Below are 20,486 nucleotides of genomic sequence, written 5' to 3'. Positions count from 1 at the left end.
CCTCCATCAGCGCAAATCAGGATAGCGCGTCTTATGCCCGTATCACAGGGGCTGTCGGTTGAAGCAGCGCGACTTGTGGATTTGAGTCGGGAAACAGCCGCAACTCTCTGATTTATCGCTTCAAATTCACTACGATGACGCCCCCTAGCGCCAGCGCGCCGCCAAGCAGGCCGAGCAGCGTCGGGACTTCGCCCAGCCAGAAGAAGCCGATCAGGGCGGACATGGGAGAGACCAGATAAAGGAAGTTCGAGGCACGCGCCGCAGGCAAGCGCGAAAGCGCCGTCGCCCAGGCGGCATAGGCGATCAGGCTCGGCACGACGCCGAGATAGATGACAGCGCCCAGCCCCGCCATATCGGCGACCGCCGCCTGCGAGAAAGCTGCCGGCAGGAAGGGCGCCAGGCAGAGCGCGCCGAGCACCATGTTCGAGGCCGCGATGGTCAGTGGATGGTGACGGGCGAACAGCGGCTTCTGCACGATGGTGTTGACGGCCGAACAGAGCGCCGATCCCAGCACCAGAAGCGCACCCGTGTCGAAATGCAGGCCCTGTCCGTCGGCCATGGCGATAATGCCGATGCCGCTGAAGGAAATGGCGGTGCCGACCCAGGCCATCGTCGAGAATCGTTCGCCGAGCAGCGCCATCGCCATGATGGCGGTGAAGATCGGGCTGACATTGATGATGAAGCCGGCAGCGCCGGCCGAAACCGTCAGTTCCCCGAAATTGAGCATGGCGGTGTAGAGCGCGACGAAAACGGCGCCGCCAAAGGCAAGGCGCCACAACTCGCCTATGTGCGGCAGCGTCGGCCGCCTGACAGCAAGGAAGATCGCCGCAGGTACCGCGGCGATGGCAAAGCGCAGGGCGCCGAGTTCGAGCGGCCCGAACGCGGCGAGGCCAGCCCGGATCGCCGGAAAGGCCGAGGCCCAGCCAATCACCGTCAGCGCCACCGCTACGGCCGCGGTGGTGTCCATCCGCTGTGCTGGATTCAACGTGCTCGTCATCGCCCTCATCTCATCGTCCTCCCGTTCTTTCGCCTCTCGATGGGGAGAAAACGCTTTTTCGGACCAATTGACAAACGACCAAATCGAGGGTCAGCTGTGACTATGGATCACAGCTTAGACGGCATCTTGCCGCTCGAGACACTGCGCGCCTTCGATGCAGCGGCACGCACGGGGAGTTTTTCGGCAGCCGCGCAGAGGCTCCACCTTACCCATGGCGCTGTCAGCCGGCAGATCGCCAAGCTGGAGGACTGGCTTGGCCTGAAGGTTTTCGAACGCGGGGCGCGCGGCGTGACGCTGACGAACGAAGGCAATCGCCTGCATCTCAGGACCACAGAAGCCTTCGCGTTGATCTCGGTCAATTCGGACCGTTGGGTTGAACCGCGCGGCACCGCAGTGGTGCGGCTGGCTTCGATCCCTTCGGTGAGCGGCTTGTGGCTGATGCCACGCATGGCGGCGCTTGAGAATGATCCCACCCGCCTGCGCATCGTGCTGGATGTCGACAACCGCCAGGCCGATCTCGCCGACGAAGGCATCGATCTGTCGGTGCGCTGCGGACGCGGCCGCATCCCGGGCCGCGTTTCGATGCAGTTGTTCGAGGAGTATCTGTTTCCGATCGCCTCGCCGAGCCTCGCGCCGGAGATCGGCTGCGGCGACCCGGCCCGGCTGCTCAAATTCCCGCTGATCAACGATTCCGACGCATCCGGCTGGCGCGCATGGTTCGCCGCGCAGGACATGGATTACCGGCCGCGCCCGCAGGACCGACGCTTCGAAGACTACAATCTGGTGCTCGATGCCGCCGCACACGGCCTGGGCATCGCCCTGGCGCGTCCGCCGCTCACCGAACACCAGATACGGTCGGGGCGCGTCGTGGCCGTCGACGATCGCGTTGTGCTCAATCCCGTTTCCTACTGGCTCGATCGTCCCGCCGGAAGGCCCCGCGCCGCTGCCGCCGACCTGTCGCGCCGCATCGCGGCGCAGGCCGGTGTGTCGGCGGAAAAGATCGAACACTTCATCGAAGCCGACACGTAGGTTTCAGAGCAGTTCACCGTTTCACGGAAACGGCGAACCGCTCTATGTCTTTGTTTTGCGCAATTCCATAGGGAAAGCGCTACGCGCTTTTCCCGGGAAAACCGTACACACTTGCTTTAGCGAATGGCCAACCAGACAAATGCAATGAGCGCGGCAACCAGCAGGCCCGTTGCGATGGGGCCGATGCCGACCGCGCCTTGTTCGCGATTCCCCGGTGCGGCTCCCTTTGGTTGGCCGCTCATGCACCCCGGCACCACATTGTCGGCTGACGCCTTTTGCACGACGGATACCCGGGGCGAGACGAACGCCGGCCACGAGAGCGGCGCGGGCCGTGCAGCGCCGCCGTCTTCGGCTCTTGTGACGGCCACTGGCACGCCGCGCTGAGCCTCGTCGCCTGGCGACGTCTGCTTGCGCGCCGCAATCTCGGAAACGGCCTTTCCGGCGGTGTCCATATCCGGCTCCATCGCCGCCTGATAGGCCCGTACGATCTGCGGTGCGGCCAATTGCTGCGACGTCTCGGCCGACGCGGGCGGCAGGGCCGCCAGCGCTTCCAAGGGCGGTTGCGGGCGCAAGGCCGGCAGCGGCGGTTGCATGGCCATCTTGACCAGCGCTGCCTTGAGCGCATCGGGTTTCGCCGACGGCACCGCCTGCGGCGTCATCGCCTCCTTGAGCAAGGAAGCCAGCCGAGCGGAAGAAATGTCTATCATGTCCCCACCAATGGTACCCTTCGGCTCATCAAATAGGATATCAGCATTGCCTCGAGCTTGTCCCATGCTTGACCTTGCCGGCAATTTGTGGCGATGAACTCGGCATGAAGCTCGGCACCAAAGCATGATGAACCGTTTCGAAGGCCCCGGCGGCAAGGAAGCCCGTATTCGCTATCTCGACGGCGACTTCCAGGTGACGAGCCCGGGCGCGTTCGTGCGCTGCGCGGTGACCGGCGAAAGCATTCCGCTCGACGAGCTGAAGTACTGGAGCGTTGAGAGGCAGGAGCCCTACATCAACGCCGCGGCCTCATTGCGCCGCGAGATCGAGGCGCATCCGGAATTGCGCAAGCGAAGCTGAGCAAATCCCGGAATGCGCAGCCGTTTCTGTCCGCCGTTGCGTAAAAACCAAGAAGCAGAGCGGGTCGGCGATTCCATCGAAGGCTGAACGCCTTAGCCCTTAAGCTTAAGCTTACGCTGGCGCCAGGCATCGAGCGTCTCCTCGATGATACGTTCGGGAACGTGGTCGAGTTCGAAGACCGCGTCGATTTCCAGCACGTCGAGACGATCGAGAAAGTCCTTCGAAGCGCCGTGGCGCAGCCGGGCGGCATCCTTGGCGGTGGTGATGAGGCCGAGCCCTTCGGCGCGCGCGGTGGCCGCCAGTTCAGCAAGCTCATCCTCGGCGTAGAAATGATGATCCGGAAACGGCCGCTTCAAAGCCACCTCGCCGCCGGCCTCCTCTACCGTGTCGAAGAATTTCTCGGGGTGGCCGATGCCGGCGAAGGCAAGATAACGTTTGCCGGCGAGGCGCTCCTTGCCGCTCGGCTCGGTGTGAGCCTCGAAGATCGGCCGGCCGGCGCGCGCCGCCTGGCGCACCACCGCGTCGGCGGCGGTGCCGTCACCCATCTTCAGCAACCCGCTGGTGAAGACCAGCTGATCGACGACCCTGGCCCTGAGCGGTCCGCCCGGGATGACACGGCCGTTGCCAATGCCGTAGCGCGCGTCGACGACGACCAGCGCATAGTCGATATGGATGCGCGCGCTCTGGAAACCGTCATCCATAATCAGGAAATCGCAGCCATGGTTTTCCATGAGCAGCCGTGCTCCGGCAGCGCGGTGCGGCGTCACTGCCACGGGCGCGTGTTCGGCCAGCAGCAGCGGCTCGTCACCGACATGCCTGGCGCTGTCGTGTTTGATGTCGACGACATGCGGCTCGGCGAAGGAGCCCCCATGGCCGCGCGAGAGGAAACCGGGTTTGAGCCGCATGCGCCTGGCGTGTTCGGCCATGGCGATCGCCACCGGCGTCTTGCCCGTTCCGCCGACGGTGAAATTGCCGATGCACAGAACCGGCGCTTCGATCTTCTCGCGCCTGGCCCGCCGCATGCCACGTCCGGCGACAAATGCATAGGCTGCCGACAGCGGCGACAGCGCGAAAACGCGCCAGTCCGGCTCCTCCCACCAGAATGGCGGTGCTTCGGAGGCCATTTTAGCGCCCGTTCGCGCCCTTCAGGCGCGCCTTGACGACCAGTGGCTGGATGTAGGGCTCAAGCGACTTCAGCGTGCGCGCCAGCGCGCCGCGCATCTCATCGACGGTCGCGGCGCCGGCCGCCATCATCTCATGGCGTGCGACTTCGTTGGTGAGCAGGAAGTTGACCGCACCGGCCAGCATGTCGCGGTCGCGCACCAGCTTGGCGCCGCCGCTGTCGAGCAGGCGCTGGTAGGCCTCGCGGAAATTCTGCACGTTGCGTCCGGCAAGGACCGCCGTCTCGAGCATCGCTGGCTCGAGCGGGTTCTGGCCGCCTTCGGAGGTGAGCGAACGGCCGACAAAGGCGATCTCGGTCATCCTGAGATAGAGCCCCATCTCGCCGATCGTATCGCCGAGCAAGATGTCAACGTCGGGCCCGATCCTGTCGGCCTTGCTGCGCCGCGCGACCTTGAGGCCCATGCCGGAAATCTGCTCGGCCAGGGCCCCGGCGCGGTCGGGATGGCGCGGGACGACGATCGTCAGCAGGCCGTGGTGACGCTTGTGCAGCATCGCATGAACCTCGGCGGCAACAACTTCCTCGCCGTCATGGGTCGAGATCGCCGCCCAGGTCGGACGGCCGCCAATCTGCCGCTGCAAGGTGGCCAGCGCCCGTTCGTCGACGGGCGGCGGGTTGGTGTCGACCTTGAGATTGCCGGAAACGGTTACCGGCCGGGCGCCGAGCGCGCGGAAACGCTCGCCGTCGACATCGGACTGGGCAACGACATGGGCAAGGTTCTCGAACAGCGCCTCGGCGATGTTGGGGCGCTTCTTCCAGGACGTGAAGGAGCGGTCGGACAGCCTGCCATTGACCAGAACCTGCGGCACGTGGCGGGCGCCAAGCTCGAGAATCGTCATCGGCCAGATCTCCGATTCGGCGATGATCGCCAGATCCGGCTTCCAGTGGTCGAGGAAACGGCTGACCGCCGGCTTGAGGTCGAGCGGCACATACTGGTGGATGATGCGGTCGCCCAATCTCTCGTCGGCGACCTTGGCCGACGTTACGGTGCCGGTCGTCAGCACGATATTGACGCCGTAGTCGAGTATGCTCTCGACCAGGGGAACGACAGCTATGGTTTCGCCGACGCTCGCGGCGTGGATCCAGATAACAGGCCCATCGGGGCGAGGCCGGCCGGCGACGCCGTAGCGTTCGCGGCGGCGGTTGCGGTCTTCCTTGCCGCGCGAGGTGCGCCAGGCAACATAGGGTCCGACCAGCGGATAGGCGACAGCGCCCGCCAAACGATATGCCGTCAGCATGGTACGCGCCCAGCGACCGCTCATCGCGGGGCATCCACGAGACGGTAGGCCTCGGCGGTCGCGGCATTGAGCGAGGCCGTCACTTCGAGGCGCTTGCGCTCCATCTCGGCGTCATCGGCATTGGCCGGCACGAAAACCGGTGTACCGATGATGATGGACGAGCGGCCGAACGGCAGGTTGATGGTCGTCTTGTCCCAGCTCTTCTCCAGCACCTTGCGGCGGCTGGTGGCTATGGCCGCCGGCAGGATCGGCCGGCCGGAGAGCCGCGCCAGGAGAACGATGCCAAGCCCCGCATCGCGCGGCGTGCCATGGGGGATGTCAGCGATCATGGCGACGTTCTTGCCGGCGACGAGCGACTTTTTCAGGGCGATCAGCGCCTTGGCGCCGCCCTTGTCGAGATGTTTGGCATTATCGCGCCCGCCGGAGCCGCGCACGGCCTCAATGCCGAATTTCTCGATCATCAGGGCGTTGAGTTCGGCATCCGCACTGCGCGACACCATGGCGACCAACGGCCTGCCCTTGGGGTAGTAGGCCGGCGTCAACAGATGCTGGCCGTGCCAGAGCGCAATGATGCCGGGCTCGAACTGGGCATAGGCACCGCCGGTCAACTTCGCCGAGCCGTCGACGATGCGGTTGGTCAGGCGCACAAGCCGGACGAACTGCGCCAGCAGGCTGACAATGATGTTCTTGACGAATCGCGACTGCGCCAGCGGCTTGCGGATCCTGCGCCAGAAGGCCTTGGTGGCGCGGCTGCGGCCCCTGCCCGTTGGCGTTGCCTGGCCGGGCGGCGCTTTCGCCAGATCATTGTCCATCGAAGTCAACCGACGGCCTTGTGGTCGGGGTCGAGGAGCCGATGCAGGTGCACGACGAAATAACGCATATGGGCATTGTCGACGCTGGCCTGTGCCTTGGCTTTCCATGCCGTATGGGCGGATTGATAGTCGGGATAGATGCCGACGATGTCGAGCGCGTCAAGATCGCGGAATTCGGTGCCGCCAAGCTTCTTCAGTTCGCCGCCGAACACCAGGTGCAAAAGCTGTTTCTTTCCGTCTTCCGCGGCCATTTCGGTCCTTCACATATTGTGAGTTTGTGACAGGTCTAGACCAAAGCCGCCGACTTTGGAACCTTCGATAATGCTTTCAATCATCCAGTCCGGCAATGACGCTCACGAGCACCGCCAGCAGTTCACCGCTGCCGGCGGCGAGCGCGCCGTGGCGGGTCACCTCGCCGGCATAGAGCGGCGCGCGGCCATGCGGGTCGAGCAACTGGCCGCCCGCCTCGCGCAGGATAAGGTCGGCGGCGGCGATATCCCAGTCGTGCGCGTTCGGCTTTACGAAAGTGGCATCGAGCGTGCCGTTGGCGATCATTGCCAGGCGATAGGCAAGCGAAGGGCTGTAGGGCGCCCGCTTCAGCCGTTCCTGCCAGCCGGCCGGTATCCTGTCGAGCAACTGCTTCAATCCGGAAATTTCGGCCTTGTCGCCGGGCTGGCGCACCGCGATGCGCCTGCCGTTACGGAAGGCGCCCTGACCAGGCAGCGCCCAGTAAGTCTCGTTAAGCGCCGGACACTCGAGCACGCCGGCAAGCGAACGGCCATGCTCCACGACGGCGACGCTGACGCACCAGGTGCGCTGGCCTTCCAGGAAGCCGCGGGTGCCGTCGATCGGATCGACGACAAAGGTTCGGCGCGCCGAAAGCCGCACTGGATCGTCGACCGTCTCCTCGGACAGCCAGCCATAATCCGGTCGCGCCGCAAGCAGGGTCTGGCGCAAATACGCATCGGCGGCGTGATCGGCCTCGCTGACCGGCGACGTGCCGCCTTTCATCCAGACCTGCGGGCTGTTCCCGAAGTAACGCATGGCGATGACGCCGGCCTTGCGGGCAGCGTCGCGCAGCAGCGGCAGATCCTCCGTGGCGCCAGTCGTGGTCAGATCATGCTCCGGCAAGGGTCATGCCTTCGATCAGCAACGTGGGGGCGGCGGTGCCGAAATTGCGATCGAGATCGCTTGCCGGCACCATGTTGAGGAACATCGTCTTCAGGTTGGAGGCGATCGTGACTTCGGCGACGGGGTAGGCAAGCTGGCCGTTGTCGATCCAGAACCCGGAAGCGCCGCGGCTGTATTCGCCGGTCACCATGTCGACACCTTGCCCGAACACCTCGGTGACGTAGAAGCCCGTCTTGAGCGAGGCGATCAGTTCTTCCGGCGAGCGCTCGCCCGGCTCGATGGCAAGATTGGTCGAAGACGGCGAGACGGAGGAGCCGCTGCGCGAACCGCGTCCATTGGTAACGAGACCCAGTTCCCGCGCCGCCGAGGTCGACAGGAACCAGTGGTTGAGCACACCGTTCTCGATCATCAAAAGCTTGTCGCCTTCGACGCCTTCGCCGTCGAACGGACGCGAGGCCTGGCCGCGCCGCCTCAGCGGCTCGTCGGTGACGGTAATGGCCGATGCAGCCACCTTTTTGCCCATCATGTCGCGCAGGAACGACGTCTTGCGCGCGACGGCAGCGCCGTTGATGGCGCCCGCGAGATGGCCGGCAATGCCGCGCGCCACGCGCGGATCGAACACCACGTCGACCGGTCCGGTCGCGGCCTTGCGCGCGCCGAGCCGGCGCACGGCGCGTTCCCCGGCCTTGCGGCCTATGTCTTCCGGCGCATCCAGGTCGGCAAAATGCTGGCGCGAGGAGAATTCATAATCGCGCTCCATGCCGGTACCCTCGCCGGCGATGACGCTCGTGGAGCGCGAGAAGCGCGAGGCGACATAATGGCCGAGGAAGCCGTGCGAGGTGGCCAATACCAGCCCTCCGAGCCCGGCGCTGGCATTGCTGCCCGCCGAATTGGTCACGCCTTTGACGGCCAGAGCCGCCGCTTCCGCGGCCAGTGCCGCTTCCTTCAACTGGTCGGCCGATACTTCTGTTGCATCGAACAGGTCGAGATCGCGCGTCTGCCTGGCCAGCAGCGCCGGATCCGCGAGGCCCTGGTTGGGATCTTCGGGAGAGACCCTGGCCATGGCGACGGCACGTTCGGCAAGCGCCTTCGGGTCGGACGCGGCAGTCGCGGAAACACTTGCCACCCGCTGGCCGACAAAGACACGCAGCGAAACGTCGTCGCCTTCCGAGGCCTCGGTGTTTTCGATCTTGCCCAGCCGCACCGACACACCGGTCGAGCGGCCACGCACCGCGACGGCATCCGCGGCATCGGCGCCAGCTTTTTTGGCAGCCTCGACCAGGGCCGCGACGCGGTCGGTCAATCTTGATGCGTCCGATATATCGCTCATGCGCGTGATCCTGCTGTTGCGGCTGGCCCGAGAGCCGCCGTCCCCCATCTATTGTTCCGGTCCGGCTTGTGCAATGGCACAAGCTTCAATCAAAATGCATCGGTTCAGCCGCCCATCGCGAAGCGCGGCACCGCATCGCCAGCACGGAGCATTTCCAATGACGCCTTTCCATCTTGCCTTCCCGGTCCGTGATCTCGATGAAACACGCGCTTTCTATGGCGAGGTGCTGGGTTGCGCCATCGGCCGCTCTTCGGAGACCTGGGTCGATTTCGACCTGTTCGGCCACCAGATGTCGGCGCATCTGCGGCCACCGGCCGCGCCGGCTGCCAGCGACGGCAAGGTCGACGGCATGGCGGTGCCGATCCCGCATTTCGGCGCCGTGCTTTTGATGGATGACTGGCAGCGGCTTGCCGCGCGGCTGGAAGCACGCGCCGACATAGACTGGCTGGAGCGGCCGATGATCCGCTTCAAGGGAGAGCCCGGCGAACAGGCGACGCTGTTCATCCGCGATCCCTCGGGCAACGCGCTGGAATTCAAGGGCTTTCGTTCGCTGGAGCAGATTTTCGCGCATTGACATGGTGCAAGCCGTGGCGCGCGGACTCAGGACCCGGCAACAGGCGTCCAGATCACATCCTCGATCTTTTGCGCGCCGGTGGCCAGCATCGCCAGCCTGTCGAAGCCGAGCGCGATGCCGCTGGCCTGTGGCATGACCGCGAGTGCCGCGAGAAAATCCTCGTCCAGCGGATAGCGCTCGCCATAGACGCGCTCTTTCTCGTCCATTTCCATGATGAAGCGCCGGCGCTGCTCCTCGGCGTCCGTCAACTCGCCGAAGCCGTTGGCAAGTTCGACGCCGCAGCAATAGAGCTCGAAGCGCTCGGCGACGCGGGGGTCGCGTGGGCTCGGTCGCGCCAGAGCCGCCTCGGCGACCGGGTACTCGCAAAGGATGGTCGCGCGGCCGATACCGAGATTGGGCTCGATCTTCTCCACCATCACCCGGCTGAACAGGTCGGCCCAGCCGTCGTCGGGCGCGGTACGCAGGCCGGCACCGGTCAGGGCCTGATGGAGCGAATCGCGGTCGGTGATGCCGTCGGCGCTGACCGTCGCAAGCAGATCGATCCCGGCATGGCGCGCGAAGGCGTCCGCCACCGTCAGCCGCTCCGGCTCCGCGAAAGGATCGCAGTCGCGGCCGCGAAAGCTGAAGCGCGTGGCCCCTGCCCTTGTCGCGGCCAGCGCCAGCAGATCCGCGCAATCCCGCATCAGGCTCTCATAGGTTTCGCCGACCCTGTACCATTCGAGCATGGTGAATTCGGGATGGTGCAAAGGGCCACGCTCGCGGTTGCGATAGACCGGGCCGAAGCTGAAGATCCTGGTCTCGCCGGCAGCGAGCAGCTTCTTGCAGGCGAATTCCGGCGACGTGTGCAGATAGAGCGGCTTGCGCTGCCCGTCCGGCGCGACCGCCTCGGTTGCGAAGGCCGCCAGATGCGCCTCGTTGCCGGGCGATATCTGCAGGGCCGATGCCTGCACCTCGATGAAATCGCGACGGGCGAACCAGTCGCGCAAGGCGGCGGCAAGGCCGTTGCGCAGCATCAGGCGCGAACGGCGATCGGCATGCACATGCGGCGTCCACCAGGGCGAAGCGGCGGTCATGGGCGGTTTGAAGGCGCGCTGGTTCGCGTTGGGGGCTGGCGGTTCGCGCCGAGATGCGCTAGGCCCCCATCCAAAGCCGCACAAGCCGGCAAAGACCCGTCAACTCTCGCAGGATAAAAAACCGTGGTGAAAGTCATCGCCAGTTCGCTCCGCAAAGGCAATGTCGTCGACAAGGACGGCAAGCTTTATGTGATCCTCTTTGCCGAAAACATCCACCCAGGCAAGGGCACGCCCGTGACGCAGCTCGACATGCGCCGCATCGGCGACGGGGTGAAGGTTTCGGAACGCTACCGCACCACCGAACAGGTGGAGCGCGCCTATGTCGAGGAGCGCGAGCACACCTTCCTCTACGCCGACGGCGAAGGCTATCACTTCATGAACCCCGAGACCTACGACCAGGTGGCGGTGTCGGAAGCCGTCGTCGGCGATGCCGCCCCCTATTTGCAGGAAGGCATGCCGGTTCAGGTCTCGCAGTTCAACGGCATCGCCATCTCCCTGGTGCTGCCGCAGCGGGCCACCTTCGAAGTGGTCGAGACCGAGCCCACGACCAAGGGCCAGACGGCGTCCTCTTCCTACAAGCCCGCCCTGCTCTCCAACGGCGTGCGCACCGCCGTGCCGCCGCATATCGCGCCGGGCACCCGCGTGGTGGTGATGACGGCCGATGGGTCCTATGTGGAGCGCGCGAAGGACTGAGGCGAACTCTTACGTCTACCCGGAAGCCAGCGCCGCCTCACTGTTTGAAACAGTGTTCGCGATGCCATTGCAGGAAGCGAGGATGTGGGCGCTCGACCTGCCGACGGGGTGGAAGCGCGCGGCGGCTCCTGTTTATGAATCCCTGCACACTCTCCAGGTCGTTAACCTGCCTTGATACCAGTATTTCCAGATCATCGGACAGGCTGATCAATCCGCGATCGAACATCCAATGCGCTGTGCCGGATAGCGCGATGCCATTGTTGACGATGTCGGGTCCGTTCTTTTCAACCGGTCGAATGTGGGCGGCAGAAACTTCCGCCCGGCCGCCGCCATTTATCAACTTGAGACCTGAGATCGCGCAACGCTCGTCATAGGCGCGCAAGACAACGCGACGAAAAATGCGATCCCGCACAATTCGCGATCCGATATAGCTTACACGACTACGGCCCTCCTCGAACTGGAATGGAGCCTTTTCGTCCTGAAACCCGGATGAAATGCCGATCTGATCCACACGTGGCAGCAACGGCTCATGGTCGTCAAAGCCCAGATCGATAATGCGATTGAAGTCGCTTGGACTGATTGGTCGGACGGCCGATTGGGCGCGACCAGAAATCCTTCCTTGGTCGTTAAGCAGGCCGCGTTCAACGAGACCATCCGTCCCATTGAAGGGAACAGGAGTGGCCAAATCGAGGTAGGTTCCCGGCTCAATCAGAGCCAGATACATACCAGGCGCTACTGGATCTGGGAGAACCTGCTGGACCTTGGCTACGGCGAAATAGCCACGGGTATCGTCTACTTTGCTAGGTTCGTAGTAGATGATCCAGTCACCGACGCATGCTTCCACACGACGCAGATACTGGCTAGGAAACTGATATCGCTCAGCGGGACTGTCATCGTAGATCGAATCTGACCGGTGAATGAAGACCCCGAATCCCATTATCTTCCTGCAGCTTGGGGGATATCCGTGGAGATGTAGCACCAAAACTCGATCTTGGGAGCTTACTCTACCTTGAGAAACTCCCCTCTCCGATAAACTTCCCCGGATTTTTACAGAGCTGTCGCAAATGGCTCGCGCAGTTCGTCCTTTGGGTGAAGAAGGAGAACGCCAATGAGAAAGCTTATCGTCACCGAATTCATCAGCGTCGATGGCATCGCCGAAGTCGAGAAACTGCCTGGCGTGACCTGGAACGACGAGATGAACAGGTTCAAGGAGGACGAGCTGGCTGACAGCGGCGCCATGCTTTTGGGACGCACAACCTACGAGATTTTCGCCGGCTCGTGGCCGAGCGAAACCGGAGACTTCGCCGACCGGTTCAACGCGCTGCCGAAATACGTCGCGTCCAGCAGTTTGAAGGTGCTCGACTGGAAACCGGCCGAGCTGCTCAGGGGGCCGCTGCCGGAGGCGGTCAGGACACTGAAGCTAGGTAGCGGCGGCAACATCTATGTGCATGGCAGCCTCAGCGTCGCGCAGGAACTGTTGCGCCATGGTCTGGTCGACCGCGTCAGGCTGCTGAGCTACCCCGGCACCGTTGGCCAAGGCAAAAAGCTGTTTCCGGCCGGCGATCCGGTGTCGTTTGAGTTGATTTCCGCCAAGCCATTCAGCAATGGGGTGGTGGCGCTGGAGTATGCGCCGGTGCTGGCGAAATCGTAATCGGTTAGAGTGCCCTTCTTCCAGAGAGGACTGGAGGGCGCCTGGCTTTCGGGATCAAAACTATAGCGGTGACGTGAGGCAACGTGTGGACCTCGCGTCACCCGGTCTGCTTTCCCCGTCTTTGCTCGACAGCAGCACTTTCCCTAGCCTCCACAACCCTCTCCACCTCGCGCTTCAGCTGGTCCTTGATATCCGCCGTCTCGGTCATCAGGACCTCGATCTTGAGGAAGTCGAGCACGCGGTATTTGGACACCGCCGGGCGGATCAGGATGTCGGGCTGGCACTGCTTCAGCTTGTTGGCGATGATCGACTGCATCATCAATTGAGTGGCGCCGAACATCAGGTCGACGGAGGTCGGCCGCCTGTGGTCGGCCTCTTCCGGCGCGCCGACCACGTCGACGCCGATGATGATGTCGGCATCATCCTCGATAAGGTCGAAGGGCACGGGGTTGTAGATGCCGCCATCGATCAGCAGCCGGCCGTCGCGCATCACCGGGCGGAACACGGCAGGAATGGCCGCTGACGCCGCGAGCGCCGAATGCAGGTCGCCTTCGGCGAACACGGCCAGCTTGTGGCCGAAATAGTCCGTCGCCGTCACCTTCAGCGGGATTTTCAGCTCGGCGAAGGTTTCGGGAATGGCTTCGGGCAGGAATGCCTTGAGGATGCGTTCGACATTGAACTGGCTGACGCGGATGCCGGCCTGCATGGCCTCGGCGATGGTGCCGGGCCGCGCCCGCCACATGCGGCTCGCCACCTCGGCGCGACGGCCGAGGATCGAGCGGGCATAATCGTGGATGTCCTTGCCGGTCATGCCGGAGGCCATGCCGGCGCCCATGATGGCGCCGATCGACGAGCCGGCGATTGCGACCGGCCTGATGCCCAGTTCGTCCAGCGCCTCGATGACATGGATGTGCGCCAGACCGCGCGCGCCGCCGCCGCCAAAGGCGATGCCGAAGGTGAGGCTCATCCCTTATTGGCTCCGGCCAAGGGCGGTCCGACGACCATGATGGTCGGCTCGGCCGACAAAAGCTTCTTCGCCGCGGCCTTGACCTGGTCGAGTGTCACCGCGTTGATGAGGCCGGTGCGGCGCTGAATGTAATCGACGCCGAGGTCGTCGAGCTGCAGCTCGACCAGGGTCGCGGCGATGGCGCTGGAGGAATCCAGGTTGTTGATGGCGTAGGCGCCGATCATGTATTTCTTGGTCGCCGCCAGTTCCGCGTCGGTCGGGCCGTCCTCGGCAAGCCGCTTGACCACGTCCCGCACGATGCCAAGGGTTTCGGCGGCCCGGTCCGATCGTGTGCCGGTGGTGACGATCAGAGCGTCGGCATGGTCCTGGTTGATCAGCGAGGAATTGACGCTGTAGGCCAGCCCGCGCTTCTCGCGCACCTCCTGGAACAGGCGCGAGGTGAAGGTGCCGCCGCCGAGAATCTCGTTCATCAGAACCGCAGGGAAGAAATCCGCCGCCTTGCGCTTCACGCCAGGCCAGGCAAGCTGAAGCGAGGTCTGCGGCAGGTCGTAGTCGACCTCGATATGCCGCGCCAGATTCGGCTCGACGTCGGCAACCGGCGCGAGCGCCTGGTTCTGCGGCAGCCCGCCGAACACCATGTCCAGTTTCTTCTTCAGCGTTTCCGGGTCGATGGCGCCGACCACCGCGACATGCAGCCCGCTCCGCGCGAAGACCGCCTTGTGCAGCGCCTTCAGATCGTCCCGCGTGATGGCGGCGATGCTCTGCCTGGTGCCCTGATCGGAGCGCGAATAAGGATGATCGCCATAGAGCGCGCGCGCCCATCTGTCCTGCGCGATCGTGTCGGGGTCGTTCTCTCCGGCGATGATGCCGGACAGGATCTGAGCGCCGATGCGATCGATCGGCGCCTGGTCGAAACGCGGCTCGTTGACCGCCAGCCGCAGCAGGTCGAACGCCTCGTCGCGCTGCTCGGCCAACATGCGCATGGAACCGTAGATGCCGTCGCGGGTCTCCTCGAAGCTCATCTCGGCGCCGGCGTCGTCGAGCTTCACCTGGAAGGCGTCGCTGTCCAGAGGGCCTGCGCCTTCGTCGAACAGACCGGTCATCAGATTGGCCAGCCCTTCCTTGCCCGGCGGATCCTGCGTCGAGCCGCCCCCAAAGACGAAACGGATGGCCACCATCGGCACCGAATAGTCTTCGACCAGCCAGGCGGTGACGCCCTTGGGCGAGGTGACCTGCTGGATGTCCATGGCGCGGGCGGCAAGCGCCGGCAGGACCAGGAAGAAGATGGAAAGGAGCAAAGTGACAAGCGCTGCGCGTGCCCTCCCTTCTCCCCGTTTGGGAGACGGGAAAGAGCCGTGTTGCTCGCTCTTCATCATCAATTCCCCGCCTGTTGCTGCGGCAAGAGATAGCCGGTCGTCGACCGGGCCAGCACCAGATAGCGCGCGGCGACGGCCTTGATCTCGCCGGGAGTGATGTTGCGGATGCGCTCCGGCCATTGCTCGATGTCCTGCACATTGCCGCCGGTGGCAAGCTCGGCGCCATAGATATTGGCCATCGAATCCTGTTTGTCGCGGGCGAAAACCATCGAGCGGACATAGCGGTCCTTGGCCTTGTCCAGCTCCTTGACGGTGACGCCTTCCCTGGCGATGCGCACGACCTCCGCGTCGACGGCCGCCTCGACATCGACGAGCCTGGCGTCGCCGCGCGGCGTGCCATAGACGGTGAAGTTGGTGTCGTCCAGCATGGTGCCCTGGAAATAGGCCCCGGCGTTGGAAGCGATGCCTTGCCTGACCACCAGCGCCTGATACAGCCGGCTGCGGTTGCCGCCGCCCAGTATTTCCGCCAGCAGGTCGAGCGCCTCGGCTTCGCCGGGCTCGGCCGTGTGGTAGGATGGCACCACCCATTGGGTGGAGAAATTCGGCACGCTGACGCGGGCGTCGGACAGCGTCACCGTGCGCCTGGTATTCTGCTCCGGCTCGACCGGGCGGACGCGCGGCGGCAGGTCGGGCCCGCGCGCGATCTTGCCGTAGGTTTTCTCGGCCAGAGCCTTGACCGTGTCGGGCTCGACGTCACCGGCCACGATCAGCACCGCGTTGTTGGGCTGGTAGTATTTGTTGTAGAAGGCGATGGCGTCGGTGCGGTTCAACTGCTCCATCTCCTGCATCCAGCCAATGACCGGAATTCGGTAGGGCTGGTTCTGCCACAGCGTGGCGTCGAGTTCCTCTTCGAGCACCGCCTCGGGACTGTTGTCGATGCGCGAACGGCGCTCCTCCAGGATGACGTCGCGCTCGGTCTTGATGACATCGTCGGTGAGGATGAGGTTGCGCATGCGGTCGGCCTCGAAGCTCATCATCAGCTCGAGCGCCGACGGCGCCACCGTCTCGTGGAAGGCGGTGTAGTCGTAGGAGGTGAAGGCATTGTTGGAGCCGCCTATGTCGGAGACGGCGCGGTCGAACTCGCCGGCGGCGTGATTGGCCGTCGCCTTGAACATCAGATGCTCGAAGAAATGGGCGATGCCGGATTTGCCTGGCGGCTCGTCGGCGCTGCCCACCTTATACCACACCATATGGGTGACGATCGGTGAGCGATGGTCGGGAATGACGACCACTTCCATGCCATTGTCGAGCAGAAAATCCGTTACCTTGAACTCGGCCGGCCGCTTGTCGGCGGCGAAGGTCGCCGGGGCCAGTCCGGCAATGACCAAAGCCAGCGATGTGGCCAAGAGCGTCTTGCGCAGCCATTCAGCCTGAAATGTCATCAATGGCTCCGGTTTCTCATGACGGACGATAGGCGGCGAGCCGATGTTGTGAAAGTGAATTGTTGATTACTGGCATGGCACGACCTGCTCCCCTGGGAAGAGGGCTCGCATTCCATCTTCGCCCGCAAATGAAGCTTAACTCAGGCGGCCTCGACAAGCCGGATCAGCGTCTCGCCATAGTGGCGCTCGTCGACAACTGAAAATCCCGGTCCCGGCTCGAAAGGCGCCGCCGCTGCCTCCTCGACCACGCACAGCGCGCCGGGACGCAGCCAGCCGCCTTGCTTGGCCGACCTCAGCGCGCGTTCGCCAAGACCCTTGCCGTAAGGTGGATCGGCGAAAACGAGGTCGAACGGCGCCAGCGTGCCGGCCTCGCCCAGAGCCGTCGCGTCGCGCCGGAATATCTTGGTGCGGCCGGTCAGGCCGAAGGCCTCGACATTGTCGCGGATCAGGCCGCGGCCTTCGGCCGACTCCTCGATGAAGACGCCATAGGACGCGCCGCGCGAAAGCGCCTCGAGCCCGAGCGCGCCTGTGCCTGCGAACAGGTCGAGCACGCGCGCGCGCTGCAACCGATCGGCAAAGCGATGCGCCAGCACATTGAAAACAGCCTCGCGGGTGCGGTCAGTGGTGGGGCGGATGGCGCTGCCGCGGGGCGTCGCCAGCGGGCGCCCGCGAAACTCGCCGCCGACGATCCTCATTTCGCCCTTGGACCCTTGAAACCGCCGCGCGGCCGCTCGCCGCCGCCACCCGGACGTTCGCCACGCGGCTTGCCGAACGGCTTGGGGCCGCCGGGCTTGCCATAGGCCGGCTTGAAAGACGCCTTGCGGGCCTTGGCCTCAGCGGCTTTGGCAGCGTCCGCTTCCGCCCTGCCCTTGCCGATTGGGCGCGCGCCCGGCGCCATCCAGACATTGGCCTTGCGCTGGCCGGGCGGCTCGATCGGCCGCTGCTCGCGCTCGGATTTCTTGCCGCCCGGTTTGCCGCCAAAACCACCGCGCGGCTTGTCGCCGAAGCTACCGCGTTCGGGTCTCGGGCCGCGGTCGCCAAAGCTTTTTTCCGGCCTCGCGCCTCTGTCGGGGCTGGTCGACAGTTTGCCCAGCGCCTCGTCACGGCTGCCTTCGCGGCGCTTGCGGTTCTTGATCAGGCCACCCTCGCCGATCGGCCGGTGGTCACCCTCGCGCGAAAATCTCGGCCGCTCGGCCTCCTCGCGCCGCGGCTCGACCCGCCCCACCGGCAGGTTGGAAAACGGCTTTGTTATCTCGGCATCGAAATTGGCACCGGATTCCTCTATCAGGCGTTCGCCGAGCTGATCGCGCAACACCTTGCCCTTGATCTCCAGCACATGGCCTTCGGGGAGCTCGTCGAGCTGGAACGGGCCGTAGGAGATGCGGATCAGCCGCGTCACGTCGAGGCCGAGCGCGCCGAGAATGTTCTTGACCTCGCGGTTTTTGCCCTCGCGCAAGCCGATGGTCAGCCAGGCGTTCGAGCCTTGCTCGCGATCGAGGCTCGCCTCGATGGCGCCATAGAAGACGCCGTCCACGGCAATGCCTTCGCGCAAACCCGCAAGCGCACTTTCCTCGACCTTGCCATGGACGCGCACCCGGTAACGGCGCAGCCAGCCGGTGGCCGGCAGTTCGAGCACGCGAGACAGGCCGCCATCATTGGTCAGCAACAGCAGGCCTTCGGTGTTGATGTCGAGCCGGCCGATGGTCATCAGCCGGGGCAATTCAGCCGGCAGCACATCGAAGACGGTCTTGCGGCCCTCGGGGTCGCGGTTGGTGGTCACGACACCGGCAGGCTTGTGGAACAGGAACAGCCGAGTGCGCTCGATCGGCGGGATCTCCATGCCGTCGAGATGGATGATGTCGCCCGGCATCACATTGAAGGCCGGCGAAGACAGAACCCGGCCGTTGACCTTGACGCGGCCGGCCGCGATCAACTCCTCGGCGTCGCGGCGCGAGGCAAGCCCGGCGCGAGCCAGCCGCTTGGCGATCCGCTCGCCGGCTTCCTCGGGCGCCTCCGCAGGACGGGGACGGGACTTGAAACCGCCTTGCGGCCGGTCGGCAGCGAAATCGCGCTTCGGACGGTCTGCGAAATCGCGCTTCGGACGGTCAGAGAAGTCGGGCTTGGGCCGATCGGCAAAATCACGCTTAGGACGATCGAAGCGTCTTTCACCCGCCGCGCCTTCAGCCGCCATTGGCCGCCCGCCGCGCGGTGTATAGGGCTTGCGCGGGCCTTCGTGGTTTTCATAAGACTTGCCTTGCGGACGCGGACCCTTGTTGAAGGGCCGCTCCGAGCGCCCGCCTTCCCCGCCTTCGCGCGGCTTGTACTCACGCTTCTGGGGCCGTTCGCCATCGGCGGCCATCGGCCGCTCACCGCGCGGCGCGTAGGGTTTGCGCGGCCCTTCGTGCTTTTCGAAGGGCTTGCCGCCGTCGCCACGCTTGGCAAACGGTTTCTTGGCGCCGAAGGCTGGCTTGCCGCCTTTGCCGGCATCGCGCCCACGCGCGCCCGCCGGTTTCGGACCGCTTTTGCCCGGACCCTTCTGGCGCGGAGATTTCTTGTCGTTGTCGTCCATGTGGCCTTTGTCCGTTTGCGCTGCTACAGCGTGGCGCATCCTTTCGGGCGCGCAACGAACGCTGTAGCATTTTTGATTTGGCGCATGATCATTTCCGAAAACCGTACCCGATTTTCGAGGTTATGCGCTCAATAACAGGATCACCGTCGAGTGGCGAGGAGATAATCGGAATGGAAACCCGCGTGAAGCGGCCCGATTTCATGGCGCTGGCGCTGGAGGAGGCGCAAGCGGCAGCCTCGCGCGGCGAAGTGCCGGTCGGCGCCGTCATCGCCAGCGCCGGCACGGTCGTGGCCAGTGCCGGCAACCGCACCCGGGAGCTTGCCGATCCCACGGCCCATGCCGAGATGCTGGCCATCCGCGAAGCCTGCCGAAGGCTGTCGAGCGAGCGGCTCACCGGACACGATCTCTATGTGACGCTGGAGCCTTGCGCCATGTGCGCCGGCGCCATCTCCTTCGCCAGGTTGCGCCGGCTCTACTTTGGCGCCGCGGACGAAAAGGGCGGCGCGGTGGTCAACGGCGTGCGCTTCTTCGCTTCGCCGACCTGCCATCACACGCCCGACATCTATGCGGGCATCGCGGACGCCGAATCGGCCCTGCTGCTGAAGGATTTCTTTCGGGAACGCCGCGACTGAACGGGATGCGATACCCGTCAGCAAAGCAAATGCGCCCCGCTTTTTACAGGGACGGCAGCCAGTCGAACCAGCCACCCTTCTTGCCTTCCGCCTCTCTCTTCAGGCGGCGTTCCTTTTTGTACTCGTCTTCGCCGAGTTCGTTTTGCGGCGCCGTGCCGGATGCGACGCGATAGGCAAGGGGCGGTTCGCTCAGATATTTGCGGGTATTCGGATCGCCCTGCTTGCTTTCGGCAAGGCGGCGCTGGATATCGGCGGCGCGGCCCTTGTCGGAATCGGCAGGCGTCCAACGCGGCGGGTGACTCGAGCCAGATTCTTCCATCGCCTTCTTCACCGAGGCGGGATCCGTCTGCACGTCGTCGACGATCTGCGACTGGTAGGACGGATCATCCTGGTGTGCGGTGGCGTCGGCGCGCAGGCGGGCACGGCGCTGCTCGGGCGATTCGGGCCATTCGGCGCTTGCGGTCTCGATGCTATCCTGTGGCGCCGGCAGCGCTTCCTTCTGACCAGGCGCCGGCTTCACCAGGGTGGGACGCGGCTTGTAATCGATGTGTTCCTTGCGCTTGGGGGCGAACGAAAAAGCGCCGGTGAGATCGCCGGCCAATTGTTCGCCGGCGGTCTTGTCCGTGCCGTAGGTCGGAGAACCGACACAGCCGGACAGAGCGAGCCCCGATGCGACAAGCGGCGCCAACAGCGCGAGGCGCGCGTTAAATCTCTCGGTCATGCCAAAAAGTCCCACTCTAGACAGCCTCTCGATCGCCGCCGGCCCCAAGTCCGGTCCCCATCGTCC

At 64.7% G+C, this 20,486-nt stretch carries 22 protein-coding genes; 6 read left to right on the top strand and 16 right to left on the bottom strand.

What is annotated here, in order from left to right:
- Positions 1-112 precede the first annotated feature (112 nt).
- Entirely contained in the window at positions 113-1,006 is an 894-nt protein-coding gene (locus FJ951_RS14835) for an EamA family transporter (RefSeq protein ID WP_140494193.1), read from the bottom strand.
- Between the two features lie 93 nt (positions 1,007-1,099).
- Here FJ951_RS14835 and FJ951_RS14830 point away from each other — a divergent pair, with 93 nt between their 5' ends.
- Positions 1,100-2,026 (top strand): LysR substrate-binding domain-containing protein, encoded by a 927-nt coding sequence (locus FJ951_RS14830; protein WP_140494194.1) that lies wholly within the window; start codon positions 1,100-1,102, stop codon positions 2,024-2,026.
- A 116-nt stretch (positions 2,027-2,142) separates the two neighbouring features.
- Here FJ951_RS14830 and FJ951_RS14825 read toward each other — a convergent pair whose 3' ends face one another.
- The gene (locus FJ951_RS14825) at positions 2,143-2,700 is read right to left on the bottom strand and encodes a hypothetical protein (RefSeq protein ID WP_140515568.1); all 558 of its coding nucleotides are present in this window, start codon (positions 2,698-2,700) and stop codon (positions 2,143-2,145) included.
- A gap of 157 nt (positions 2,701-2,857) precedes the next feature.
- On the opposite strand from FJ951_RS14825, the gene FJ951_RS14820 reads away from it, so the two are divergent.
- A complete protein-coding gene (locus FJ951_RS14820; RefSeq protein WP_140494196.1) occupies positions 2,858-3,091 on the top strand; it encodes a DUF2093 domain-containing protein in 234 nt (77 codons plus the stop codon).
- A 92-nt stretch (positions 3,092-3,183) separates the two neighbouring features.
- Here FJ951_RS14820 and lpxK read toward each other — a convergent pair whose 3' ends face one another.
- From lpxK to FJ951_RS14790, 6 genes are all read right to left on the bottom strand, one after another.
- A complete protein-coding gene (gene lpxK / locus FJ951_RS14815) occupies positions 3,184-4,215 on the bottom strand; it encodes a tetraacyldisaccharide 4'-kinase (protein WP_140515566.1) in 1,032 nt (343 codons plus the stop codon).
- 1 nt (position 4,216) lies between these two features.
- Positions 4,217-5,533 carry a lipid IV(A) 3-deoxy-D-manno-octulosonic acid transferase gene (waaA, locus tag FJ951_RS14810; RefSeq protein ID WP_140494199.1) on the bottom strand — a complete coding sequence of 439 codons (1,317 nt, stop codon included), beginning with the start codon at positions 5,531-5,533 and terminating at the stop codon, positions 4,217-4,219.
- A complete protein-coding gene (locus tag FJ951_RS14805) occupies positions 5,530-6,321 on the bottom strand; it encodes a lysophospholipid acyltransferase family protein (RefSeq protein WP_140494201.1) in 792 nt (263 codons plus the stop codon). Before FJ951_RS14805 ends, waaA begins: the two co-directional genes overlap by 4 nt.
- A gap of 5 nt (positions 6,322-6,326) precedes the next feature.
- On the bottom strand, positions 6,327-6,572 hold the full coding sequence (locus tag FJ951_RS14800; protein ID WP_140494203.1) for a DUF4170 domain-containing protein: 246 nt from the start codon (positions 6,570-6,572) through the stop codon (positions 6,327-6,329).
- Between the two features lie 76 nt (positions 6,573-6,648).
- Positions 6,649-7,452: a 3'(2'),5'-bisphosphate nucleotidase CysQ gene (locus FJ951_RS14795; protein WP_140515564.1), complete on the bottom strand. Its 804-nt coding sequence runs from the start codon at positions 7,450-7,452 to the stop codon at positions 6,649-6,651.
- A complete protein-coding gene (locus FJ951_RS14790; RefSeq protein WP_140515562.1) occupies positions 7,439-8,782 on the bottom strand; it encodes a TldD/PmbA family protein in 1,344 nt (447 codons plus the stop codon). The genes FJ951_RS14795 and FJ951_RS14790 overlap by 14 nt, the downstream gene beginning before the upstream one ends.
- A gap of 157 nt (positions 8,783-8,939) precedes the next feature.
- Here FJ951_RS14790 and FJ951_RS14785 point away from each other — a divergent pair, with 157 nt between their 5' ends.
- Positions 8,940-9,356 (top strand): VOC family protein, encoded by a 417-nt coding sequence (locus FJ951_RS14785; protein ID WP_140494209.1) that lies wholly within the window; start codon positions 8,940-8,942, stop codon positions 9,354-9,356.
- Between the two features lie 26 nt (positions 9,357-9,382).
- Here the strand turns inward: FJ951_RS14785 and epmA are convergent, their stop codons facing one another.
- Positions 9,383-10,429: an EF-P lysine aminoacylase EpmA gene (gene epmA, locus FJ951_RS14780; RefSeq protein ID WP_140515560.1), complete on the bottom strand. Its 1,047-nt coding sequence runs from the start codon at positions 10,427-10,429 to the stop codon at positions 9,383-9,385.
- A 123-nt stretch (positions 10,430-10,552) separates the two neighbouring features.
- Between epmA and efp the strand changes: the two genes are divergently transcribed.
- Entirely contained in the window at positions 10,553-11,122 is a 570-nt protein-coding gene (gene efp, locus FJ951_RS14775) for an elongation factor P (protein ID WP_140494213.1), read from the top strand.
- A gap of 37 nt (positions 11,123-11,159) precedes the next feature.
- Here the strand turns inward: efp and FJ951_RS14770 are convergent, their stop codons facing one another.
- Complete coding sequence (locus FJ951_RS14770) at positions 11,160-12,059, bottom strand: HNH endonuclease (protein WP_140515558.1); 900 nt, start codon at positions 12,057-12,059, stop codon at positions 11,160-11,162.
- 171 nt (positions 12,060-12,230) lie between these two features.
- Here FJ951_RS14770 and FJ951_RS14765 point away from each other — a divergent pair, with 171 nt between their 5' ends.
- Positions 12,231-12,773 carry a dihydrofolate reductase family protein gene (locus FJ951_RS14765; RefSeq protein WP_140515556.1) on the top strand — a complete coding sequence of 181 codons (543 nt, stop codon included), beginning with the start codon at positions 12,231-12,233 and terminating at the stop codon, positions 12,771-12,773.
- 97 nt (positions 12,774-12,870) lie between these two features.
- Here FJ951_RS14765 and FJ951_RS14760 read toward each other — a convergent pair whose 3' ends face one another.
- The 5 genes from FJ951_RS14760 to FJ951_RS14740 all read right to left on the bottom strand — a co-directional run bounded on the left by FJ951_RS14760 (position 12,871) and on the right by FJ951_RS14740 (position 19,067).
- Positions 12,871-13,740: a patatin-like phospholipase family protein gene (locus FJ951_RS14760; protein ID WP_140494217.1), complete on the bottom strand. Its 870-nt coding sequence runs from the start codon at positions 13,738-13,740 to the stop codon at positions 12,871-12,873.
- Positions 13,737-15,113, bottom strand: coding sequence for a pitrilysin family protein (locus FJ951_RS14755; protein WP_181167395.1), 1,377 nt, complete (start codon positions 15,111-15,113; stop codon positions 13,737-13,739). Before FJ951_RS14755 ends, FJ951_RS14760 begins: the two co-directional genes overlap by 4 nt.
- Positions 15,114-15,115: 2 nt before the next feature.
- On the bottom strand, positions 15,116-16,498 hold the full coding sequence (locus FJ951_RS14750; RefSeq protein WP_140515552.1) for a pitrilysin family protein: 1,383 nt from the start codon (positions 16,496-16,498) through the stop codon (positions 15,116-15,118).
- A gap of 140 nt (positions 16,499-16,638) precedes the next feature.
- Entirely contained in the window at positions 16,639-17,193 is a 555-nt protein-coding gene (gene rsmD, locus FJ951_RS14745; RefSeq protein ID WP_140494223.1) for a 16S rRNA (guanine(966)-N(2))-methyltransferase RsmD, read from the bottom strand.
- The gene (locus FJ951_RS14740; protein ID WP_140515550.1) at positions 17,190-19,067 is read right to left on the bottom strand and encodes a pseudouridine synthase; all 1,878 of its coding nucleotides are present in this window, start codon (positions 19,065-19,067) and stop codon (positions 17,190-17,192) included. The genes rsmD and FJ951_RS14740 overlap by 4 nt, the downstream gene beginning before the upstream one ends.
- A 182-nt stretch (positions 19,068-19,249) precedes the next feature.
- On the opposite strand from FJ951_RS14740, the gene FJ951_RS14735 reads away from it, so the two are divergent.
- Positions 19,250-19,699 carry a nucleoside deaminase gene (locus FJ951_RS14735; RefSeq protein WP_140515808.1) on the top strand — a complete coding sequence of 150 codons (450 nt, stop codon included), beginning with the start codon at positions 19,250-19,252 and terminating at the stop codon, positions 19,697-19,699.
- Positions 19,700-19,742: 43 nt separating this feature from the next.
- On the opposite strand, the gene FJ951_RS14730 is transcribed toward FJ951_RS14735, so the two are convergent.
- Complete coding sequence (locus tag FJ951_RS14730; protein WP_140494227.1) at positions 19,743-20,420, bottom strand: hypothetical protein; 678 nt, start codon at positions 20,418-20,420, stop codon at positions 19,743-19,745.
- Positions 20,421-20,486 lie beyond the last annotated feature (66 nt).

This window comes from Mesorhizobium sp. B2-2-3 (assembly GCF_006442405.1).
In the GTDB taxonomy this organism is placed as follows: Bacteria; Pseudomonadota; Alphaproteobacteria; order Rhizobiales; family Rhizobiaceae; genus Mesorhizobium.
Note: the sequence above shows the minus strand (reverse complement) of the source record. Positions and strands in the feature narration are given on the sequence as shown.